Origin of the sequence: Nocardiopsis halotolerans DSM 44410, assembly GCF_000341065.1 — a bacterium.
In the GTDB taxonomy this organism is placed as follows: domain Bacteria; phylum Actinomycetota; class Actinomycetes; order Streptosporangiales; family Streptosporangiaceae; genus Nocardiopsis; species Nocardiopsis halotolerans.
The window spans coordinates 1-17,350 of sequence record NZ_ANAX01000131.1; the positions used below are offsets into that span (position 1 = coordinate 1).

The following is a 17,350-nucleotide window of genomic DNA, read 5'->3' on the forward strand; positions in this document are numbered from 1 at the left end:
TCACCATCCGGGGCGGAGGGCGCTGGTCTCCCGGGCCGGCCCCCTCAGGGGCGGACCGTCAGGTCGCGTCCAGGCTCGTGGCCAGGTCGTCGAGGCTGCGTGCGACCAGGTCGAACGCGTCCGTCGCATCGGGCGGATCCCCGACGGGGCGTTCGACGTAGGCGGTCCTCATGCCCATGGCCTGCGCGCCCCGAAGGTCCCAGGCGTGGGCGGCGACCATGAGCAGGCGGTCCGGCGGGCAGTCCGCGTTGGTGATCGCGAGCCGGTAGACGTCGGCGTGGGGTTTGTAGCCGCGCGCGTCCTCGGCCGAGAACACCTGGTGCCAGCGGAGTCCGGCGTGCGCGCTGATGCGGGTGAGCGCGGAATGGCTGGCGTTGGACAGGCCGACCACCGGAAAGCGGGAGGCGAGTCGGCCCAGCGCCCGGACGGAGTCCGGCCACGGGTCCAGCCGCTGCGAGGAGACCGCCAGCGAACGGATCGCGTCCGCGTCGGTGACACCGGCCTCGGCCGCGACGCGCGCGGCCGCCTCGTGGTCGATCACCGTGCTGCTGGCGTAGGGGCGGCGGCCCGCGAGCACCTCCCGCTGCTGTTCGTCGACGTGCGCGGACCACAGCTGGACGAGCTTCTCCGCCCGCGCGTCGTCGACGCCGGGGAGCGACGCCCGGAGGGCGCGCCTGATGCCGCCGGGTTCGTCGACCATGGTCCCGAGGACGTCGAAGACGATCACGTCGATGTCGGAGTGTGAGATCACGCGAGGGGCTCCCTGGCATCGTCGTCCGAACCGCCCGAGGTGTGCGGGAGCCCAGCGATCCTCCGGGCCCGCCAGTGAGCATAGTGCGCGCCCTCACCCCTCCTGGGCACCCGGCGGTTCGGGCGGCGCGGGAACGTCGCCCAGTACGCTCTGCGCGGACTGGTGCAGGTACCGGGCCAGCACACGGATCGGCTTCCACGCCCAGCCCCCGGTGCGCCCGGCCAGGTACACCCGCCGCACCCCGCCCAGCTCGCCCAGGGGCGCGTGCGCGACCCCGCGCCGGGTGACGGCCGACAGCCGCGGGACCACGCCCACCCCCAGGCCGTCCGCGGCCAGCTGCTCGAACAGTTCCAGGTTGTCGATGCGGTGCACGATCCGCGGGCTGAACCCGGCCTCGGCGCACATGCGCTGTACCAGGGCCTCCTCGTCGCGCCGGTAGGGGCTGACGATCCACGCGGTCTCCGACAGCTCCCNCGGCTGTCGGCGCCCCTTCCCTCCGAGGGCTGGGTCAGCAGCAGGCTCTCACTCCCGATCGGGCGCACCGTCAGTGCCCCCGGAAAATCCCGGGGGAGAAGGCTGTACTGGTACACCACCCCCAGGTCCGCCCTCCCGTCCTGGAGCAGGTCCAGCGCGTGCTCGGACTCGTGCTCGGTCAGGTGGACCTCGATCCCCGGATGGTCGCGCCGCAGACGGCGCAGCGCGGGCAGGACCAGGGGCGCGGCTGTGGTGTACATCACCAGGTCGACGCGGCCGACCGGTTCTCCCTCGCCGTCGAACTCGGCGCGCGCCGTCTCCACCCGCGCCAGGATGTCCACCGCGTGTTCGGCCAGCCGCCGCCCCGCCGGGGTCAGGCGCACCCGCCGCCCGTCGGGGGCGAGCAGCGGGACGCCGGCCTCCCGCTCCAGGACGGCGAGGTGCTTGGAGACCGCCGACGTGCTCATGCCCGTGACCTCGGACACCGCCCCCATCGTGCGCAGACGTTCCAGTTCGACGAGCAGGCGCAACCGGGTGAAGTCCATCCACCGAAAGTACACGGTTCGTCAACCACAGGTCCGTGGACAGAAACGGAGGGAGTGGATCCAATGGTCGGGTGATCCGCTCCTTTTCTTCCTCCCTGGTCCGTCGTGCCCGTTTCGGGGTGCCGGCGCCGCTCATGCTGCTCATCGGTATGTTCACCCTGCACACCGGCAGCGCGCTTGCCGTCACCGCCTTCGCCCAGGCCAGCCCCGCCACCGTCACCTGGCTCCGGCTGAGCTGGGCCGCGCTGTTGCTGCTGGCCCTGGGAGGCCGTTCCCTGTGGCGGGCCGTGCGCGCGGCGACCTGGCGGGAGCTGGGCGTCGTGGTGATCCTGGGCACAGCGAGCGCGGGGATGATGCTGTTCTACTCCGAGGCCACGGCGCGCATCGAGCTCGGCACCGCCACCTCCATCGAGTTCCTGGGCACCCTCGTGGTGGCCGTGGCGGCCATNCTCGTGTGGATCCTCGCCGCCGGAACGGGCGTGCTGTGCCTGACCCGTCCCTGGCTGGGCGAGCTCGACCTGGTGGGGGTCGCCTTCGCCCTGGCCGGAGCGGTCTGCGTGGTGGGCTACATCGTGCTGACCCAGAGGGTGGGCGCCGGGTTCGGGGCCGTGCACGGCCTGGCCCTGACCATGACCGTGGGCGCCCTGGTCAGCGCGCCGCTGGGTGCCCCCGCCCTGGTGGCCAGCCCCGACCTGGAGCTGGTCCTGTTCACGCTGCTCATCGCGCTGCTGTTCCCGATGGTGCCCTTCCTGCTGGAGATGGTGGCCCTCCAGAGGGTGAGCCGCACCGCCTACGGCACCTTCTCCAGCCTGGAACCGGGGGTCGCGCTGGTGATGGGCCTGGTGGTCATCGGTCAGGCGCCCGCCCCCGTGCAGGTCGCGGGCATGGCCCTGGTGGTGATCGCGGGTGTGGGCGCGGCCCGGGGGGACCGCACCCGACGGTCCGCCGTTCCCGAGCGCGCCCGTGAGGTGGAGCCCTCCCCGGAGGCGGGGCCGGAACGGCGGGCGCACGTGCCGCGGGAGGTCGCGGCCGTGTCGGGCGGGGCCGTCTGACCGACTGGTTCGGGGGGAGGCAGTCGATGTCCGTTCCCCGCTCGGGTCCGGTGGCCGAGGCGGGGAACGGGGTCCGGGGTAGCGACCGGCCGCCGCGTCCTCACTCGGTGCCGGGGATCCGGACCGTCTCTCCCGAGGCGATCTCGCGCAACGCCCGGACGTGCTGCTCGAAGGCCGTGCGGCCCTCCGGGGTCAGGAGCAGGGAGGTGCGGGTGCGCCGACCCACGGAGAACTTGCTCACCCGGACGTAGCCCGCCTTCTCCAACACCGTGATCTGCTTGGACAGGGCCGAATCCGTGATCTCCACGGTGTCGCGCAGCACCCGGAACTCGATCTCGGTCGCCGAAGCCAGCGCCGCGACGATGGAGAACCGGACCGGGGCGTGGATCACGTCGTCCAGTCGGCTACGCGGGTGGCTCACGCCGTGCTCCTGCTACGGCGCAGGGCGACGTAGCCCGCCACCGAGGTGGGAAGGGCACTCAGCACCGCCATGGGGACCCACCAGGCCGTGACCTGGGGGAAGAAGTACATGCCCGCCACCACCGTCAGGCCGTAGACCGCGCCCCACAGGAGGATCCCCCAGGCGTGCAGTCTGGCGTATCCGAGCGGCTTGACCGGCTGACGTGCCTGGTAGACGCTCAGCGCGGTCAGGCACACCGCCACGATGGCCATCGCCGCGCTCGCGCCCATGGCCGTCCCGGTCAACCCCATCGTCAGAACCACGACCAGGCTCATCAGGCCGTAGCCGATGCCGTAGACCGCGTACCAGCGCCCGCGAGCGCGCACCTTCGTGTCCATCGCCCGTGCCCGCTCCAGTGCGTCGAGGGCCTCGTCCTGCCGCATGTGACTCTCCGTTCGTTCAACCTGTTGCCAGAATGCCACTCACTTTCCAACTCGGCAAGTGATTTCCTGAGTGGGGATCCAGGAGCGTGCGCGCCCTCGATCCCCGCCCCACAAGCGACATCCGTCACCTTCGCCACTTCGCCCCAACGTCACGGAGTGTCGCCCGGATGCATTAGCTTGGTGCGATCATGGCCGCGAAATCTGATCTCGAACTCCTCCGCGCCTACGAACCGGTGCTCATGTGCACCAAGGGGGAGCTCTTCTTCCCCGCCGACGTGGACGCCTACGTACGCAACTGCAGTCTGTGGATCGAGGAGCCGGGCGGAGAGAGCCGTCTCGTCCCCGCGGGGGAACTCACCCTGGACCGCCTCTCCCGGGCCGAGGAGGAGTGGCCCAGGCGCCACAAGCACCTGCGCTTCGTCCAGGAGGAGACCCTGCGCGAGGAGGCCCGCCGCTACAAGGGCGTGGCCCGCACGGTCATCCCCAAGAGCGGCCGTCTGGCCGCCGTCGGCGTCCTGGGCCGGGTCCTGGACATCCTGATGAAGTTCTCCCTGCTCATCCGCGGCGCCGTTCCCGGCGGTGTCACCTTCGCGGCGGTGACCCGCTACCGCGAGCGCGTCGACAACGGCGGTGCCACCTACTACGGCCGCGTCACCCGCGAGGGCGGCTACACCATCCTCCAGTACTGGTTCTTCTACGCGATGAACGACTGGCGGACCATCTACGGCGGGGTCAACGACCACGAGGCCGACTGGGAGCGCGTCACCGTCTACGTCGTGGAGAACCCCGACGGCACCACGCGCCCGGTCTGGGTGGGCGCCTCCTCGCACGAGTACCACGGTGACGACCTGCGCCGCAGCTGGGAGGATCCCGACCTGCACCGCGACGGGGACCACCCCATCGTCTACGTCGGCGCGGGCTCCCACTCCCACCAGATGCTGCCCGGCGACTACCTCATCCAGGTGGACCCGGCCTTCCTGCGCGGCCCCATGCGCGCCTGGCGGTGGATCACCCACCGCATCTTCCGCGCCGACAGCGTCCTCAACCGGCACGGCATCGGCGTTCCCTTCGTCGACTACGCGCGCGGCGACGGTCTGCGCCTGGGTCCCGGCGGCGACCGCGAGTGGTCGGTCGTGCTCATCGACGACGACACCCCCTGGATCAGGGGCTTCCGGGGCCTGTGGGGACGCGACACCGGTGACTTCTTCGAGGGCGAGCGCGCGCCCAGCGGCCCCCGCTACGAGCGCGACGGCACCATCCGCCGCTCCTGGGCCGACCCGCTGGCGTGGGTGGGCCTGCAGAAGGTCGCCCCCACCGAGACCGCCGCGCGCGCGGAGCTGCGCTCCTACGTGAAGACCCTGGACGAGCGGCTGCGCGCCCTGGACGCCGAGGTCCTCAGCCGCCGCGACCAGCTGCGCCAGCTCGACTCGGCCCGCATGGTCCTGGAACGCGAGACCAGCACCCGGCCCCGTGCGCGCGAGTACGCCGAGCGCATCGCCGCGCTGGAGATGGAACTGGGCGAGGTCTACGAGACCCGCGTCCTGACCGCCGACGAACGCGACACCCACCTCCAGGCCCTGGACGGCGACACGCCCCTGGTGCCGTCGCCGACCGGGCACCTCAAGGCGCCGCACCTGCCCTACTCCTCGGGCACACAGCGCTCCACCCGCTTCCTGCACCTGTGGGTGGCCCTGAGCACCCCGCTCCTGCTGATCTCGCTCGCGCTGCCCCTGTTCCTGCTCGACGGGCAGTTCACCTTCTACGCCATGATCGGCGTGCTCGTGGCCTTCGCCGCCGTCGACTCCGTGGCCCGCCGCAAGTTCGTGCAGTACCTCATCGGGTTGGCGGTCATCGCGGTGGTCGTCGGGCTCGTCGTGGGGATCGTGGCGGCTTTCGTCATCAACTGGCGTATCGCCGTCACCGTGCCCGTCGCCGTGATCGTGGTGCTGCTGCTCGTGGTCAACATCCGCGAACTCCTGCGCCGCTGAACCCGCCCCGCGCTGGCGACGACCGCCCGCGCGGGGCAGCATGGGACCCATGAGCGACGCGCTGTTCGACGGCCCGCCCGTGGAGGTGGCTCCCGGCGCCGTGCACCTGCCCGGGTGGCTGCCGGAGGAGGCCCAGACCGACCTGGTCCGGCGCTGCCGTCAGTGGGCGCGCGGACCGGCCGGGATGCGCCAGCACACCATGCCGCGCGGCGGGGTGATGAGCGTACGCATGGTCAGTCTGGGATGGCACTGGCAGCCCTACTCCTACGCGCGGACCCTGCCCGACGGCACACCCGTCCAGCCCTTCCCCGCCCTCCTGGGAGATCTGGCCGCGCGGGCCCTGGAGGACGCCTACGGCGCTCCGCCCGCGCCCGGCGCCGATCCCCACGACGTCGCCCTGGTCAACTTCTACGACGCCGACGCGCGCATGGGCATGCACCAGGACCGGGACGAACTCTCCCGCGAACCCGTGGTCTCCCTCAGCCTCGGCGACACCTGCGTGTTCCGCTTCGGCAACACCGAGACCCGCACCCGCCCGCACACCGACGTCGAACTGCGCAGCGGCGACCTGTTCGTCTTCGGCGGCCCCTCCCGGATGGCCTACCACGGCGTCCCCCGCACCAGGCCCGGTACCGCGCCGCCCGCCCTGGGCCTGGACGGGCGGCTCAACGTCACCATCCGCGCCTCCGGTCTGCGCGACCGACCGTGAGGGCGGGGCGCGGCTCCTCCGGCGGGTCCGCCCCACCCTCCCACCGACACCGACGGGTCGCCCCAGGGGACGTGTCGGCCTGTCCGGTGAACCACCGCACGCGACCGTGCGGGCGCCCGTGACAGCGCGGGAGCCTCCCCAGCCGCCGCCCCGGCTGGCGTGTCAGCGCCTGCGAGCCCGCCCGACGCGTCAGGATCGGCGGTGCGTCCATCCGGCCGCACAGACGCGACACCGCCCCCGGACCGACTGCCTCCGCGCCGCCCGGGGCAGTCCCCACAGGGAGCGGCTTCCCTCCGACGCTTCGGCGGGGTCGCGCCGGTCCGCACACCAGACCACGCACAGGAGGGTGACGATGACCGATTCCGCGCCGGAACGCATCATGGACCTGGGCCGCCGCCGGGCCGCGCTGCCGGAGCGCGACTCGCCCGGGCCGGTCCGCGCCGTCCTCTACCGTGACGGGCACCGGGAGGGCGAGGCCGGCACCGTCGCCGAGGCCCGCCGCGCCGTGGGCGAGCGATCCGGGCTCATGGCCTGGATCAGCATGACCACGCCCGACCGCGGCCAGCTCACCGAGGTCGCCCGCCTCTTCGGGCTGCCCTCCCTGGCCCTGGAGGACGCCATCGTCGCCCACCAGCGGCCCAAGGCCGAGGTCTACCGGGGCGTGCTCTTCCTCGTGCTGCGCCCGGCACGCTACGACACCGCGCGCGAGTCCGTCCAGGTCGACGAGATCCACCTCTTCGCCGGCCAGGACTTCGTGGTCACCATCGGCCACACCGAACAGGTGGACTTCGAGACCGTCCGCGCCGGCCTGGAGGCCGAGCCCCGCGTGCTGGCCCACGGCACCCTGGCCGTGGTCCACGCCGTCCTGGACCTGGTCGTGGACGGCTACGCCCCCGTCGTCTCCGAACTCCAGGACGACATCGACGAGGTGGAGAACCAGGTCTTCGGCGGTGACTCGGAGGCGTCGCGGCGCACCTACCGCCTCGCCCGCGAGGTCATCGCGCTCTCACGTGCCGTCGATCCGCTGGGCGCGGTCCTGAACGCGTTCCTCGCGCCGCTGACCCGTGACGCGGAACGCCCCGGTGCCGGGCCGGACCAGCGCCCGCCCGGGGACGGGGCCCTCGTGTCCGGGGGAGGGGACCCCGCGTTGGAACGCCGGGGTCTGGCCTCGGCGGTCCCCTTCCACGTCGCCGCCGACAGGCGCGGTGAACTGCACCACCGCCTGCGCGACGTCGCCGACCACGTCGCCACCGTCCGCGAGCGCGTCGACGGCTTCCGGCAGCTGCTCCAGAACATCATGTCGGTCAACAGCGCCCTCATCGACCAGGCGCAGAACGAGGCGATGAAGCGGGTCTCCTCCTGGGGCGGCATCCTGGTCGTGCCCACCCTCATCTCCTCCGTCTACGGCATGAACATCGCGCCTCGCGGAGGTTGGCACTGGGCGTTCAGCTGGCCGCTGGCCCTGGCCCTGATGGCGTTGTCGAGCCTGACCCTCTACGTTGTGTTCCGTCGTAACGGCTGGCTCTGAGGCCGGTCGTGGAACGGTCGCCACGGAGGTGGGGGATGGTAGGGGACGGATCCGCCGAGCGCGAGGTACTGCGGATCATGACCGGGCCGTGGGTGGCCCGTGCGGTGGCCACCGCGATCGAGTTGGGCGTGCTCGACCGCCTCGCCGAGGGCGCGGCCGACGGCGCCACCCTGGCCGCCGAACTGGACCTGAACCCGGACCGGTCGGGTCGCCTGCTGCGCCTGCTCGCCTCCGTCGGGGTCCTGGAGGAGAGCGGCGGCCGTTACCGGCCCACCGGGGTCGGGGCCGTCCTGCGACGGGGGCACCCCTCGGGGATGGCCGACCTCGCGCTGCTCTACGACAGCGACATGTTCACCTCCGCGTGGGCGCGCCTGGCCGACACCGTGCGCACCGGCGAGACCGCGTTCGAGATCGCCCACGGCACCGACGCGTTCACCTACCTGGAGGGTCATCCCGCCGACGCCGCGCGCTACACGGCCGGGATGGCCGCGAGCGGCCGGTTCGCCACCACACTGCCCGACGTCCACGACTTCACCGGCGCCCGTGTGGTCGTCGACCTCGGGGGAGGGGACGGCGAACTCCTGGCCACGGTCCTGGACCGCGCGCCCGGGGCGCGCGGCGTGCTCGTCGAGCGCCCGCCCGCGCTGGCCGCGGCCCGCACCCGTCTGGGCGCGTTCGTCGACGCCGGGCGGTGCGAGCTGGTGGAGGGCGACTTCCTCCGGGGCGTGCCCGAGGGGGCCGACGTCTACATGCTCAGCCGCGTCCTGCACAACTGGTCCGACGGGGACGCCCGTACGGTGCTGCGCCACTGCCGTGAGGCGATGGCCCCCGACGGGCTGGTGCTGATCGCCGAACGCGTCCTGCCCGACGACGGTTCGCCCTGGCTCTCGGCGGTCCTGGACGCGCACATGATGGTGATGACCACCGGGGCCGAGCGCACCGAGCGCGGGTACGAGGCGCTGTTGCGCTCGGCCGGGCTCACCACTCACCGTGTCCTCGACCTGGTGCTGGAGATGCGTCTGCTGGTGGCCGGGCCCGTGGCGTCCTGACCCGAGCCGCCGACGCCCCGGATCCGCGTCACCGGAACCCGGGGCCGCCCCGGCCGAGGCTCTCAACAGGTTCCTCGTCGCAACAGCCGCCTGACACCGAGCCGTCGAACCCCGCTGTGAGTACGAGGTCTACTGGTTCACCATGGTGGTGTCAGGGAGGGTTTCGACGGGAGCCGCTCTGACAGCGACGCTGGGGTGACTCCTACAAGATCACGGCTGATGAGGGCGGGCCGGTGAAGCCTTTCGGTCACCGCGCGTCCGCTCCTTCCAGGACCGGGAGGCCGGGGCGTTGAGCAGGCGGTCGATCTCCTGGGCCTCGCGCCTGGCGGTGACGGCGTGCTCCTCGGAGGCCAGCAGTTGCCCGCGCCACTTCTCGGCGGCCTCGGCGATGTTCGCGTCGAGCCGCCGGACCGACGCCTCGCCCGACACCCGTGCCTCGTCGAGCCCGCGCAGGAGGGTCATGGCCGCGAACGCGGCGCCCACGGCCGTGGCCACGCACAGGAACCAGGCCAGGCCGCTGCCGGACACCAGGCCCAGCACCGCCAGCAGGCCGGTGATGGTCAGCAGGCCCCACATGGACACCCGGGCGTTTCCCTCGTAGGAGAAGCGTGCGCGCAGCTGGGTCCGGGCGCGTTCCAGTTCGCCCTGGTTCGCGGCGCCGTTGGAGGTGATCTCCATCCGCACGCCCTGCGCGTTGAGGACCGTGGTGTCCCTCACCGGCGCGGCGGCCTCGTGGACCAGTTTCTCGGCGCTCTCCATCACGGTCGTGCGCTGGAGGGCCAGGGCGAAGGTGCGGCGGTGGGGCGACGGGTCCTGGCGGACCAGGTCGTCTCCGAGCAGGGAGCCGACGGTTCCCACGGGGTCGGTCCACCGTTGTGGCGGCTGGGCCGCGGCCTTGCCGTCGCCTTCGATGACCGCACGCAGTTCACCGGCCCGCAGGAGCAGCGGCGCCTCCTCGGGGCTGCCCTCGGCCACGAGCAGGCGCAGGGTGTCGTCGAGGAAGGCGGCGCTGACCTCGTCGGGGGCTGATTCCTCCGGGGAGGCCTCCCCGCCGTCGAGCGTGGTGATGCGGGCGACGTTCTCGCGCAGCGCGGTGATCCGCTGGGCGGCCTCGGCCCGTTGGGTGATCCCGTGGGGCTTCCTGGCGCGCGTGGTCCTGCGCGGGGAGGTCCGGGTGGAGGGCTTGGCGGTGACGGGGGAGAGGGACGGGGAGGCGAGCGCCCGGGGTCTGACCTGCCGCTCCGACCAGGAACGGAGGGTGGACAGCAGCAGGTGTTCGCGGGCGTGGGCGCCGAAGGCCCCGTCGGCGGTGAGCAGCCACAGGGCGCGCTGGCCCCGGGTCACCTCGTGGTCGGGGTCGGGGAGGTGGGGGAGCAGGTCGGCGCCGACGTACTCGTCCATGGCGCGGGCGTGCTCGGCGCGGGTCAGGGCGGTGGCCAGTGCCGCGAAGTGGCGTGCGCGGGAGGCGTCGCGCCGGGCGGCCTCGGCGAAGCGGGCGCGGGCGGTGTCGGGGTCGTCGGACAGCAGCGCGTGCAGGCCGTGGGCGGCCGGGACGAGCCAGTACCCGAGGGTGTCCTTCAGGTCCAGGCGGGGCAGGGGGACGCCGTCCAGCATCTGGAGGGTGCGGTGGCGGGCGATGGCGGCCTCGTCGAACATCGCCAGCGTGGCACGGATGTCGCTGAGTTCGATGAAGGCGTCCAGGGAGGCGGAGACGCGGTCCAGCCTCTGTTCGAGGGTGCCCCGGACGCGGGACAGTTCCGAACGCATCCTGTTGCGCTCGTTCGCCATCTGGTGGTGCGCGGAGCTCAGGCCGTCCTGGAGTTCCCGGATCTTCCGGTTCTGGGAGTAGTCGACGAACCACTCGGTCATGGGGGTCCCTTTCCTGGTGCGCACTGGGGCGTGGACGGCGTGCCACGGACTGTGACGACGGGGGAGCGCCCCCGGTTCCGGATTCCCGCGCCTTTCCGGGCGGAGGCGCGAACCCACCCATGTGGTCCGTATTGTCATTTTGTGTGCCCTATGTGTTTGTTTTATTACTTTGGGGGGGTTGGTGGCGGAGGTCACGTCACCTAGACTTGGGAGCGCTCCCAGAAAGGATTGCCATGGACGAGCCGACACTGCCCGCCAGCCTCCTCTTCGGTACCGCCACCGCCGCCTACCAGGTCGAGGGTGGAGTGCACGAGGGCGGCAGGGGTCCCTCCATCTGGGACACCTACTGCCGCACCCCCGGCCGCGTCGCCCGCGGTGAGACCGGAGACGTGGCCTGCGACCACTACCACCGCTACGGCGAGGACGTCGCCCTCCTCGCCGACCTGGGCGTGGACCTGTACCGCTTCTCCGTGGCCTGGCCGCGCGTCCAGCCCACGGGCAGGGGACGCCCCAACCCCGAGGGCCTGGCCTTCTACGACAGGCTGGTGGACAGCATCCTCGGCGCCGGAGTCGAACCCGTCCTGACCCTCTACCACTGGGACCTGCCCCAGGCGCTGGAGGACGAGGGCGGCTGGCGGGTCCGCGACACCGCCTACCGCTTCGCCGAGTACGCCCGCATCGTCGCCGACCGCCTCGGCGACCGGGTCAACCGGTGGATCACCCTCAACGAGCCCTTCTGCTCGGCCTTCGTGGGCCACGCCATCGGCCGCCACGCGCCCGGCACCCGGGAGGGGCGCCCCGCGCTGGCCGCCGCGCACCACCTGCTGCTCGCCCACGGCATGGCCACCGGCGAACTGCGCGCCGCCGCGGCCGGGGAGGTGGGCATCACCCTCAACCCCGACCACCTGCTGCCCGCCACCGACTCCGAGGCCGACCACGCCGCCGTGGAGCGGGCCCGGACCCTGCACAACCGCGTGTGGTTCGACCCCATCTTCACCGGCGCCTACCCCGACAACGAGGACGAGGTCTGGGAGGGGATGGCCGACGGCTCCTACCGCGCCGACGGCGACCTCCAGATCATCGGGCAGCCGCTGGACTTCCTGGGCGTCAACTACTACCGGCCGATCATGCTGCGCGACGCGCCCCACCAGGAGGCGGACCCGAACGCGCGCACCGCCGTGGACATCCGCACCGAGCAGGTCGGCATCGAGGACGTCCGGCACACCACCATGGGCTGGCCGGTCGTCCCGGGCACCTTCGCCGACCTGCTCATCGACCTCAACCGGCGCTACCCGAACCTGCCGCCCATCCTCATCACCGAGAACGGTTCGGCCGAGGACGACCAGCCCGACGAGAACGGCAGGGTCCGCGACACCGACCGCATCGAGTACCTGCGCGACCACCTGACCGCGCTGTCCCGGGCCATCGACGCCGGGGTGGACGTGCGCGGCTACTTCGTGTGGTCGCTGCTGGACAACTTCGAGTGGGCCTTCGGCTACGACCGCCGCTTCGGCCTGGTCCGGGTCGACTACGAACTCCTGGAACGCCACCCCAAGGACAGCTACCACTGGTACCGCGACTTCCTGACCTCCCACCGCGCGCGCAGGGTCCAGGAGCTCGCCGCGCAGTGGGAGGAGTGAGGCTTCCCCGGGTTCCCCGGCCGGGGGCGGTGTGTTCCTGCCGCCTCCGGCCCGGGCGGGACGCTCAGACGCGCTGGCGGGCGACGCCTCCGAACGCCCCCACGACCGCGCCCAGGGCGAACATCGACGCCTCGTCCTCGTCCAGGTGGACGATGCCCGCGGGGACGTGAACGCGGTAGGGCTTGGCCTCGCCCATGAGGATCTCCAAGCCGTCGATGATCCCCTGTCCCTCCAGCATCAGAAGAGCCTCCTCGACCCTTCCGGTACGGTCACCACGAGACCAGATCGACATACGACAAACCTCACTACGGCCGGGGCCGGGAAGGCCGCTCGGAAACGGCGCCACGGGGCAGGGCGGTCCTCTGTTTCCCGGGCCGGAACCCCCGGCCCTGTCGCGCTCCGGAATCGTGTTCCGGTGTGTGCGGGGAGTCAGACCAGTGATACCACCGGTTCGCCCGGGGTACGCCTCCAACCGTGTGCGCGCGTACTGGCCGGAACCGGCCACGGCGGTGAGGGCTGGACGAACACGGTGACCCTTCGGGCGAGACGGCAGGGGAGTCACGCCGTGCCGCTCACACGGGCGGGAGCGCGGTCCCGCCCCACACCACCATGATCGGCGTGATGATCAGCGATCCCGTGCGGATCCCCGTCTCCACGGGCGATTCCCCCGTCGTGAACGGGACCGGCGACCTGAACATCCACCATCTCCTGCCCCGGACAACGAACGGCCACGCCAACGGCACCCCGCTGCGCGTGAGCCAGTCCCCGAGGACGTGCGTCAGCGCCCCGGCGAACACCAGCAGGCCGACCAGCCACGCCGGAGGCCCGTACCCGTCCACCAGGAGCGTGCAGGCCCCGAGGATCCCGGCCACTCCGACGGCGGTCCGTTCGCGCTTCCTCGGGGATCCCAGCCTTCTGGCCGACCGGAGGACCGTTCCCAACCCGAGGGCGGCCAGCGCGAACACCACGAGCCCGGCACCGAGCGGCACGAGCGCCACCGTGCCGGCGAGCGCACCGAACACCGCGCAGGCCGGGAGGGTGTGCGTCAGGTACCGGTGACCGCCCTCCTGTGGGCGGCGCAGCTCCACCGCGGTCGCGGTCCGCCCGTACACGGCCCGGGAGGCGTCGCGGAGCCTTCGCGAGAGCAGTTCCGTCACCCGGCCCAGGGACCGGCCCGCCGTGGACCCGGGCTCGTCGAGGTCGGGGAGGAGTGCGGCACCGCCGCCGATGAGTGCGCACGTCACGGTGGACAGGGGATCGGCCTGGAGCAGGACGCCCACTCCGGCGCCGGTGAGCACGCCGGTCGCGGCATGCGAGGTACCCATCATGGGATGACTCCAAGGGGTAGGGGACACAAAGGCCATCTCTCGGACATGCGCGCCGTCAACCGGACGCCCACGCGCCTCCCGCGGTTCGACGAGGGCCGTCGGGATCCCCTCAGGGACGGATGACGCGGCGTTCGATCGCCGTGGCCACGGACCCGAACTCCCGAGGGGCACGCGTGCGTCGTCGATCCTCGACGGTCGACCGTTGTCACGGAGCGCGACACCACGGTCGGCTCCGCGCACGCCCCGGGAGCCGAGGCAGCTGGAGCGGTGCCACGGTCCACGTCGGCCTCCCCCACGTGTGGAACAGCCGGGATCGGGCCGGGGGAGTGGGAAAATGCTGGTATGACGACACCAGGCCCCCCTTCTCTCGAGTCCCAGCGCGTGTTCGAACAGCTGCGCACCGAGATCGTCGACGGTGTGCGCGGCCCGGGCAGCAAGCTGGTGGAACGCGACCTCGCGGTCGACCTCGGGGTGAGCCGTGTGCCCGTGCGCGACGCGTTGCGAAGACTCGGGGCGGAAGGCCTGGTCGTGTTGCGCCCCCGGACCTGGGCGACCGTGCGTACGTTCTCGCCGAAGGACGTCGCCGACCTCCACGAGGTGCGCGAGACCATGGAGGAGCGGATCTTCACGCTCGCCGCGCGGCGGCACACGCCCGCAGGGCTCGCGAAGCTGCGTGCCGCCGTCGACGACGAACTGGGGGCGGCGAGGGCGGGCGACGCCGCCGTCGCGCGCCGCCGGGCCGCGGACTTCCACGAGATCGCCACCGAGCTCGCCGCGAACGACCTGCTCGGTGAGATCGCGCGAACCCTCAGCAGCCGCATGCGCTGGCTGCTCGGCCAGCACGATGACCTGGTCACGATCGCGCGCGAGCACGAGGCCCTGTGGGCCGCCGTCGCGCGGCGCGACGTGGCCGCGGTGTCCCGTCTGGTCGCCGAGCACCTCGGTACCAGCAAGCGGCAGTACGAGGCGCGCCTGGCGGCGGACCAGTCAGCCTGACCACCGCTCGACCGGCCCCGTGTGTCAGACGCGGAGGTCACCCGCTTCGGAGACGACGACGCCTCCCGCGATGACGAGGTCTCTTGGAGGGACACGCACGAGCGCGTCGGGCACGTTCTCGGCGTTCACGAGCACGATGTCCGCGGGCCCGCCCGCGACGAGGTCGTGCGTGTCGCGGTGGACGAAGGGACGCGCGGCCGAGGTGGCCAGGCGCACCGCGGTCGTCAGCTCCTCGTCCGTGCGCAGGCCGTGCAGACGTGCGAACCCGAGCGCGATGCGGAGCATGTCGCCGTCGCCGAACGGCGACCACAGGTCGCGGATGCCGTCGGTGCCGAGCCCGATACCGATGCCCCGCTCCAGCATTCCGCGCCAGGGCAGCGGTGCGCTGCGGACCGGGGCGACCGTCGCCCACGAGATGCCGGCGTCGCGAAGGCCGTCGAGGAGGCCGAGGGTGCGGCTGTCCGACAGCTCGCCGAGCGCGAAGCCGTGCGAGACCGTGACCCTGCCCTGCATCCCGGTGGCGAGGGTGCGCTCGATGATGAGATCGAACTGGAACGCCCCGAGATCTCCGCGGTCGTGCAGGTGGATGTCGAGTCCGACACCGCGGCGCTCGGCGATGGCGAACAACCCGTCGAGCTGCTCGACCGGGTCGCGGTCGATGCCCGCGGGGTCGAGGCCGCCGATGCTCGTCGCGCCCGCCTGGGCGGCCTTGTCGAGCAGGTCGAACACGCCGGGGCGGCGCACGACGCCATCCTGCGGGAACGCCACGATCTCCACGTCGATCGCACCACCGAGGCGTGCCGCGGCCTCACGGACGTACTCGATGCCGCGCAGTTCCACGCCGAGGTCGACGTCGACGTGCGTCCGGGTCGCGGTCGTTCCGTGGCGGACGAACTCGCGAAGCACGGCCTCGGCCCCGTCCGCGCTCGGGACGCCGAGTGCGTCGCGTTCCGCGCGCTCGTGGGCGATGCGGCCCTCGGTCGTCGCCTCGCCGCCGTAGGGGACCCAGGGCCTGCCCCACCAGCTCTTGTCGACGTGCGCGTGTGCGTTGACGAACCCGGGCAGTGCGAGCAGCCCGCGACCGTCGATGACGCCGTCGCCAGCGTTCCGCCCGCGCGCCGCGGTGATCGCCTTGATCGAGCCGCCCCCGATCGTGATGTCGGAGGGTTCTCCGCCCCAGGGGCGGACGTTTGTCAGGGTCACGTCAGTCACACCCGGATGGTATACCATTTTGGCGCGGGATCCCGGCGGGGCCGGCGGGCCGGGTACGGGAAGCCCTGAGGTTCCGCGTCGGAGGTTGAACCGTCACCGCTTCGTGCCGGAACCCCGGGGGCCGGTTCCCGGGCCAGCACATCGACGGCCCCCGCGTCGTACGGGCCCGGTGGTCCGCCCGTGCTGGGCGGGACGGGGCCCACACCACGAGTGCGAGGGCGCCGGAATCGTGCTCACCGGAGGGAACGTACGAGCTCACCGGAGGGAACGTACGAGTCCGTTCCGGCGGACCGCCCGCGGGTGTTTCCCGGATGCGCGCACGGGGATCCGTACGCGCCCACGTGGGCATTGATTTCCGTTCTTCGCGTCGGAAATGCTCGTCTTCGGTATCGGGTGTTACCTCTGTCAAGGAATGGGGTGCTGGTCCTGATCCTGTGTGGGGAGGGGGATCCGGCTGATGTTTTTCCTGACTGCCGAGTGTCTGGTGGAACGCCTTCCGCGTCGCTGTTTTCGGCGGGGAAGGACGCGCACGGGTGTGTCCTGGGATGCCGATGGGGTTGTCCATCGGGTACGCGCCGTTGGATCCTGGCGACACCTACCGGACCGGTGGGGCTGGGTGGGAGCGTGTCAGTGATCGGAGGCTGACGTCCGCGTTCCCGGGAAACCCCAGGGCGGCCCCGAGCCGTCCCCCGGACGCCCCCGCGTTCACACCAGCCGCCGCCAATGAGCCCCGACCCTCTCCTGCGAACACGAATGGACCATGGCCGACCGGGCCGCGGGCACGTCTGCCGTGCCAGGCGGCCCGGGTCGGCCCCAGGTCCGTGATGTGCCTGTGCGGAGTCGCGAATCCGCATCGCAGAAGTGCGGGTGCTGTCCTTTCCCGCAAGGTGAATCGTGGGGAATTGGTGCCCCACACGAGGAAGGCGTACTCCACCGTTCCTTCGGAGACGCCCCGGTCCTCCTGTTCGGTTGGGAATCCGCGGAACGGGAGGAATCGGTGTTCATCTGCTGCGTGGTAGGGTCGCGATGCGCTGAGCGGGTTCCACGCCAGCACGGTGTTCCTCTTTTCCTGCGGAGAGACCGGGCCGGTTCCCCTCCAGCCTGTACCGGTCGCGTCGGACCCGACCGTGGCTGTGTGATCGGGCGGCGTGAACAGGGAATTTCCCTCGCCTGCGAGGAAAGGGTTTCCCCTTGTCCCGCCTGATTCCGTAAGGTGGACCCGTGCGGACGCACACGGCGGGTGCGGGGCAGCGTGGACGGATGCCCCGCGCCCGCCCGCCCGTCACCCTCCACCACCCTCAACGGTCGGCCTCCGGCCGTGGTGCTCGCCCTCTTCGTCACCCTCCACCACCCTCAACGGTCGGCC

The 17,350-nt window shown here is 72.1% G+C and carries 14 protein-coding genes and 1 pseudogene; 7 read left to right on the forward strand and 8 right to left on the reverse strand.

Features of this window, described 5'->3' with window-relative positions:
- Nucleotides 1-58: 58 nt before the first annotated feature.
- Both D455_RS0109630 and D455_RS36010 read right to left on the reverse strand, forming a co-directional pair.
- A complete protein-coding gene (locus tag D455_RS0109630) occupies nt 59-751 on the reverse strand; it encodes a haloacid dehalogenase type II (protein ID WP_017570518.1) in 693 nt (230 codons plus the stop codon).
- Between the two features lie 93 nt (nt 752-844).
- Nucleotides 845-1,770: pseudogene (locus D455_RS36010) on the reverse strand (LysR family transcriptional regulator).
- 71 nt (nt 1,771-1,841) lie between these two features.
- Between D455_RS36010 and D455_RS0109645 the strand changes: the two are divergent.
- The gene (locus D455_RS0109645) at nt 1,842-2,822 is read left to right on the forward strand and encodes an EamA family transporter (RefSeq protein WP_017570521.1); all 981 of its coding nucleotides are present in this window, start codon (nt 1,842-1,844) and stop codon (nt 2,820-2,822) included.
- A gap of 100 nt (nt 2,823-2,922) precedes the next feature.
- Here the strand turns inward: D455_RS0109645 and D455_RS0109650 are convergent, their stop codons facing one another.
- Both D455_RS0109650 and D455_RS0109655 read right to left on the reverse strand, forming a co-directional pair.
- The gene (locus D455_RS0109650) at nt 2,923-3,243 is read right to left on the reverse strand and encodes a winged helix-turn-helix domain-containing protein (protein WP_017570522.1); all 321 of its coding nucleotides are present in this window, start codon (nt 3,241-3,243) and stop codon (nt 2,923-2,925) included.
- Nucleotides 3,240-3,665 carry a hypothetical protein gene (locus D455_RS0109655; RefSeq protein ID WP_017570523.1) on the reverse strand — a complete coding sequence of 142 codons (426 nt, stop codon included), beginning with the start codon at nt 3,663-3,665 and terminating at the stop codon, nt 3,240-3,242. The genes D455_RS0109650 and D455_RS0109655 overlap by 4 nt, the downstream gene beginning before the upstream one ends.
- 188 nt (nt 3,666-3,853) lie before the next feature.
- Here D455_RS0109655 and D455_RS0109660 point away from each other — a divergent pair, with 188 nt between their 5' ends.
- The 4 genes from D455_RS0109660 (at nt 3,854) to D455_RS0109675 (ending at nt 8,939) form a co-directional block, all read left to right on the forward strand.
- Nucleotides 3,854-5,653 (forward strand): NPP1 family protein, encoded by a 1,800-nt coding sequence (locus tag D455_RS0109660; protein WP_017570524.1) that lies wholly within the window; start codon nt 3,854-3,856, stop codon nt 5,651-5,653.
- A 49-nt stretch (nt 5,654-5,702) separates the two neighbouring features.
- Nucleotides 5,703-6,362: an alpha-ketoglutarate-dependent dioxygenase AlkB family protein gene (locus D455_RS0109665; RefSeq protein ID WP_017570525.1), complete on the forward strand. Its 660-nt coding sequence runs from the start codon at nt 5,703-5,705 to the stop codon at nt 6,360-6,362.
- A gap of 352 nt (nt 6,363-6,714) precedes the next feature.
- Complete coding sequence (locus D455_RS0109670) at nt 6,715-7,890, forward strand: magnesium and cobalt transport protein CorA (RefSeq protein ID WP_017570526.1); 1,176 nt, start codon at nt 6,715-6,717, stop codon at nt 7,888-7,890.
- Nucleotides 7,891-7,925: 35 nt separating this feature from the next.
- Nucleotides 7,926-8,939 (forward strand): methyltransferase, encoded by a 1,014-nt coding sequence (locus tag D455_RS0109675; RefSeq protein WP_017570527.1) that lies wholly within the window; start codon nt 7,926-7,928, stop codon nt 8,937-8,939.
- Between the two features lie 210 nt (nt 8,940-9,149).
- Here the strand turns inward: D455_RS0109675 and D455_RS0109680 are convergent, their stop codons facing one another.
- Entirely contained in the window at nt 9,150-10,808 is a 1,659-nt protein-coding gene (locus tag D455_RS0109680; protein ID WP_017570528.1) for a hypothetical protein, read from the reverse strand.
- A gap of 233 nt (nt 10,809-11,041) precedes the next feature.
- Between D455_RS0109680 and D455_RS0109685 the strand changes: the two genes are divergently transcribed.
- On the forward strand, nt 11,042-12,448 hold the full coding sequence (locus tag D455_RS0109685) for a GH1 family beta-glucosidase (RefSeq protein WP_017570529.1): 1,407 nt from the start codon (nt 11,042-11,044) through the stop codon (nt 12,446-12,448).
- A gap of 64 nt (nt 12,449-12,512) precedes the next feature.
- Here the strand turns inward: D455_RS0109685 and D455_RS29920 are convergent, their stop codons facing one another.
- Both D455_RS29920 and D455_RS0109695 read right to left on the reverse strand, forming a co-directional pair.
- The gene (locus D455_RS29920) at nt 12,513-12,686 is read right to left on the reverse strand and encodes a hypothetical protein (RefSeq protein WP_017570530.1); all 174 of its coding nucleotides are present in this window, start codon (nt 12,684-12,686) and stop codon (nt 12,513-12,515) included.
- Nucleotides 12,687-13,020: 334 nt separating this feature from the next.
- A complete protein-coding gene (locus D455_RS0109695) occupies nt 13,021-13,773 on the reverse strand; it encodes a metal-dependent hydrolase (RefSeq protein WP_338037819.1) in 753 nt (250 codons plus the stop codon).
- A 345-nt stretch (nt 13,774-14,118) separates the two neighbouring features.
- On the opposite strand from D455_RS0109695, the gene D455_RS0109700 reads away from it, so the two are divergent.
- Complete coding sequence (locus D455_RS0109700) at nt 14,119-14,772, forward strand: GntR family transcriptional regulator (RefSeq protein WP_026122477.1); 654 nt, start codon at nt 14,119-14,121, stop codon at nt 14,770-14,772.
- A 24-nt stretch (nt 14,773-14,796) separates the two neighbouring features.
- On the opposite strand, the gene D455_RS0109705 is transcribed toward D455_RS0109700, so the two are convergent.
- Nucleotides 14,797-15,984 carry an amidohydrolase gene (locus tag D455_RS0109705; RefSeq protein WP_152487041.1) on the reverse strand — a complete coding sequence of 396 codons (1,188 nt, stop codon included), beginning with the start codon at nt 15,982-15,984 and terminating at the stop codon, nt 14,797-14,799.
- Nucleotides 15,985-17,350: the final 1,366 nt, after the last annotated feature.

Coding starts and splice junctions, on each gene's coding strand:
- D455_RS0109660 (WP_017570524.1), top strand. CDS start 3,854: ATGGCCGCGAAATCTGATCTCGAACTCCTCCGCGCCTACGAACCGGTG.
- D455_RS0109695 (WP_338037819.1), bottom strand. CDS start 13,773: ATGGGTACCTCGCATGCCGCGACCGGCGTGCTCACCGGCGCCGGAGTG.
- D455_RS0109670 (WP_017570526.1), top strand. CDS start 6,715: ATGACCGATTCCGCGCCGGAACGCATCATGGACCTGGGCCGCCGCCGG.
- D455_RS0109685 (WP_017570529.1), top strand. CDS start 11,042: ATGGACGAGCCGACACTGCCCGCCAGCCTCCTCTTCGGTACCGCCACC.
- D455_RS29920 (WP_017570530.1), bottom strand. CDS start 12,686: ATGCTGGAGGGACAGGGGATCATCGACGGCTTGGAGATCCTCATGGGC.
- D455_RS0109655 (WP_017570523.1), bottom strand. CDS start 3,665: ATGCGGCAGGACGAGGCCCTCGACGCACTGGAGCGGGCACGGGCGATG.
- D455_RS0109700 (WP_026122477.1), top strand. CDS start 14,119: ATGACGACACCAGGCCCCCCTTCTCTCGAGTCCCAGCGCGTGTTCGAA.
- D455_RS0109665 (WP_017570525.1), top strand. CDS start 5,703: ATGAGCGACGCGCTGTTCGACGGCCCGCCCGTGGAGGTGGCTCCCGGC.
- D455_RS0109675 (WP_017570527.1), top strand. CDS start 7,926: ATGGTAGGGGACGGATCCGCCGAGCGCGAGGTACTGCGGATCATGACC.
- D455_RS0109680 (WP_017570528.1), bottom strand. CDS start 10,808: ATGACCGAGTGGTTCGTCGACTACTCCCAGAACCGGAAGATCCGGGAA.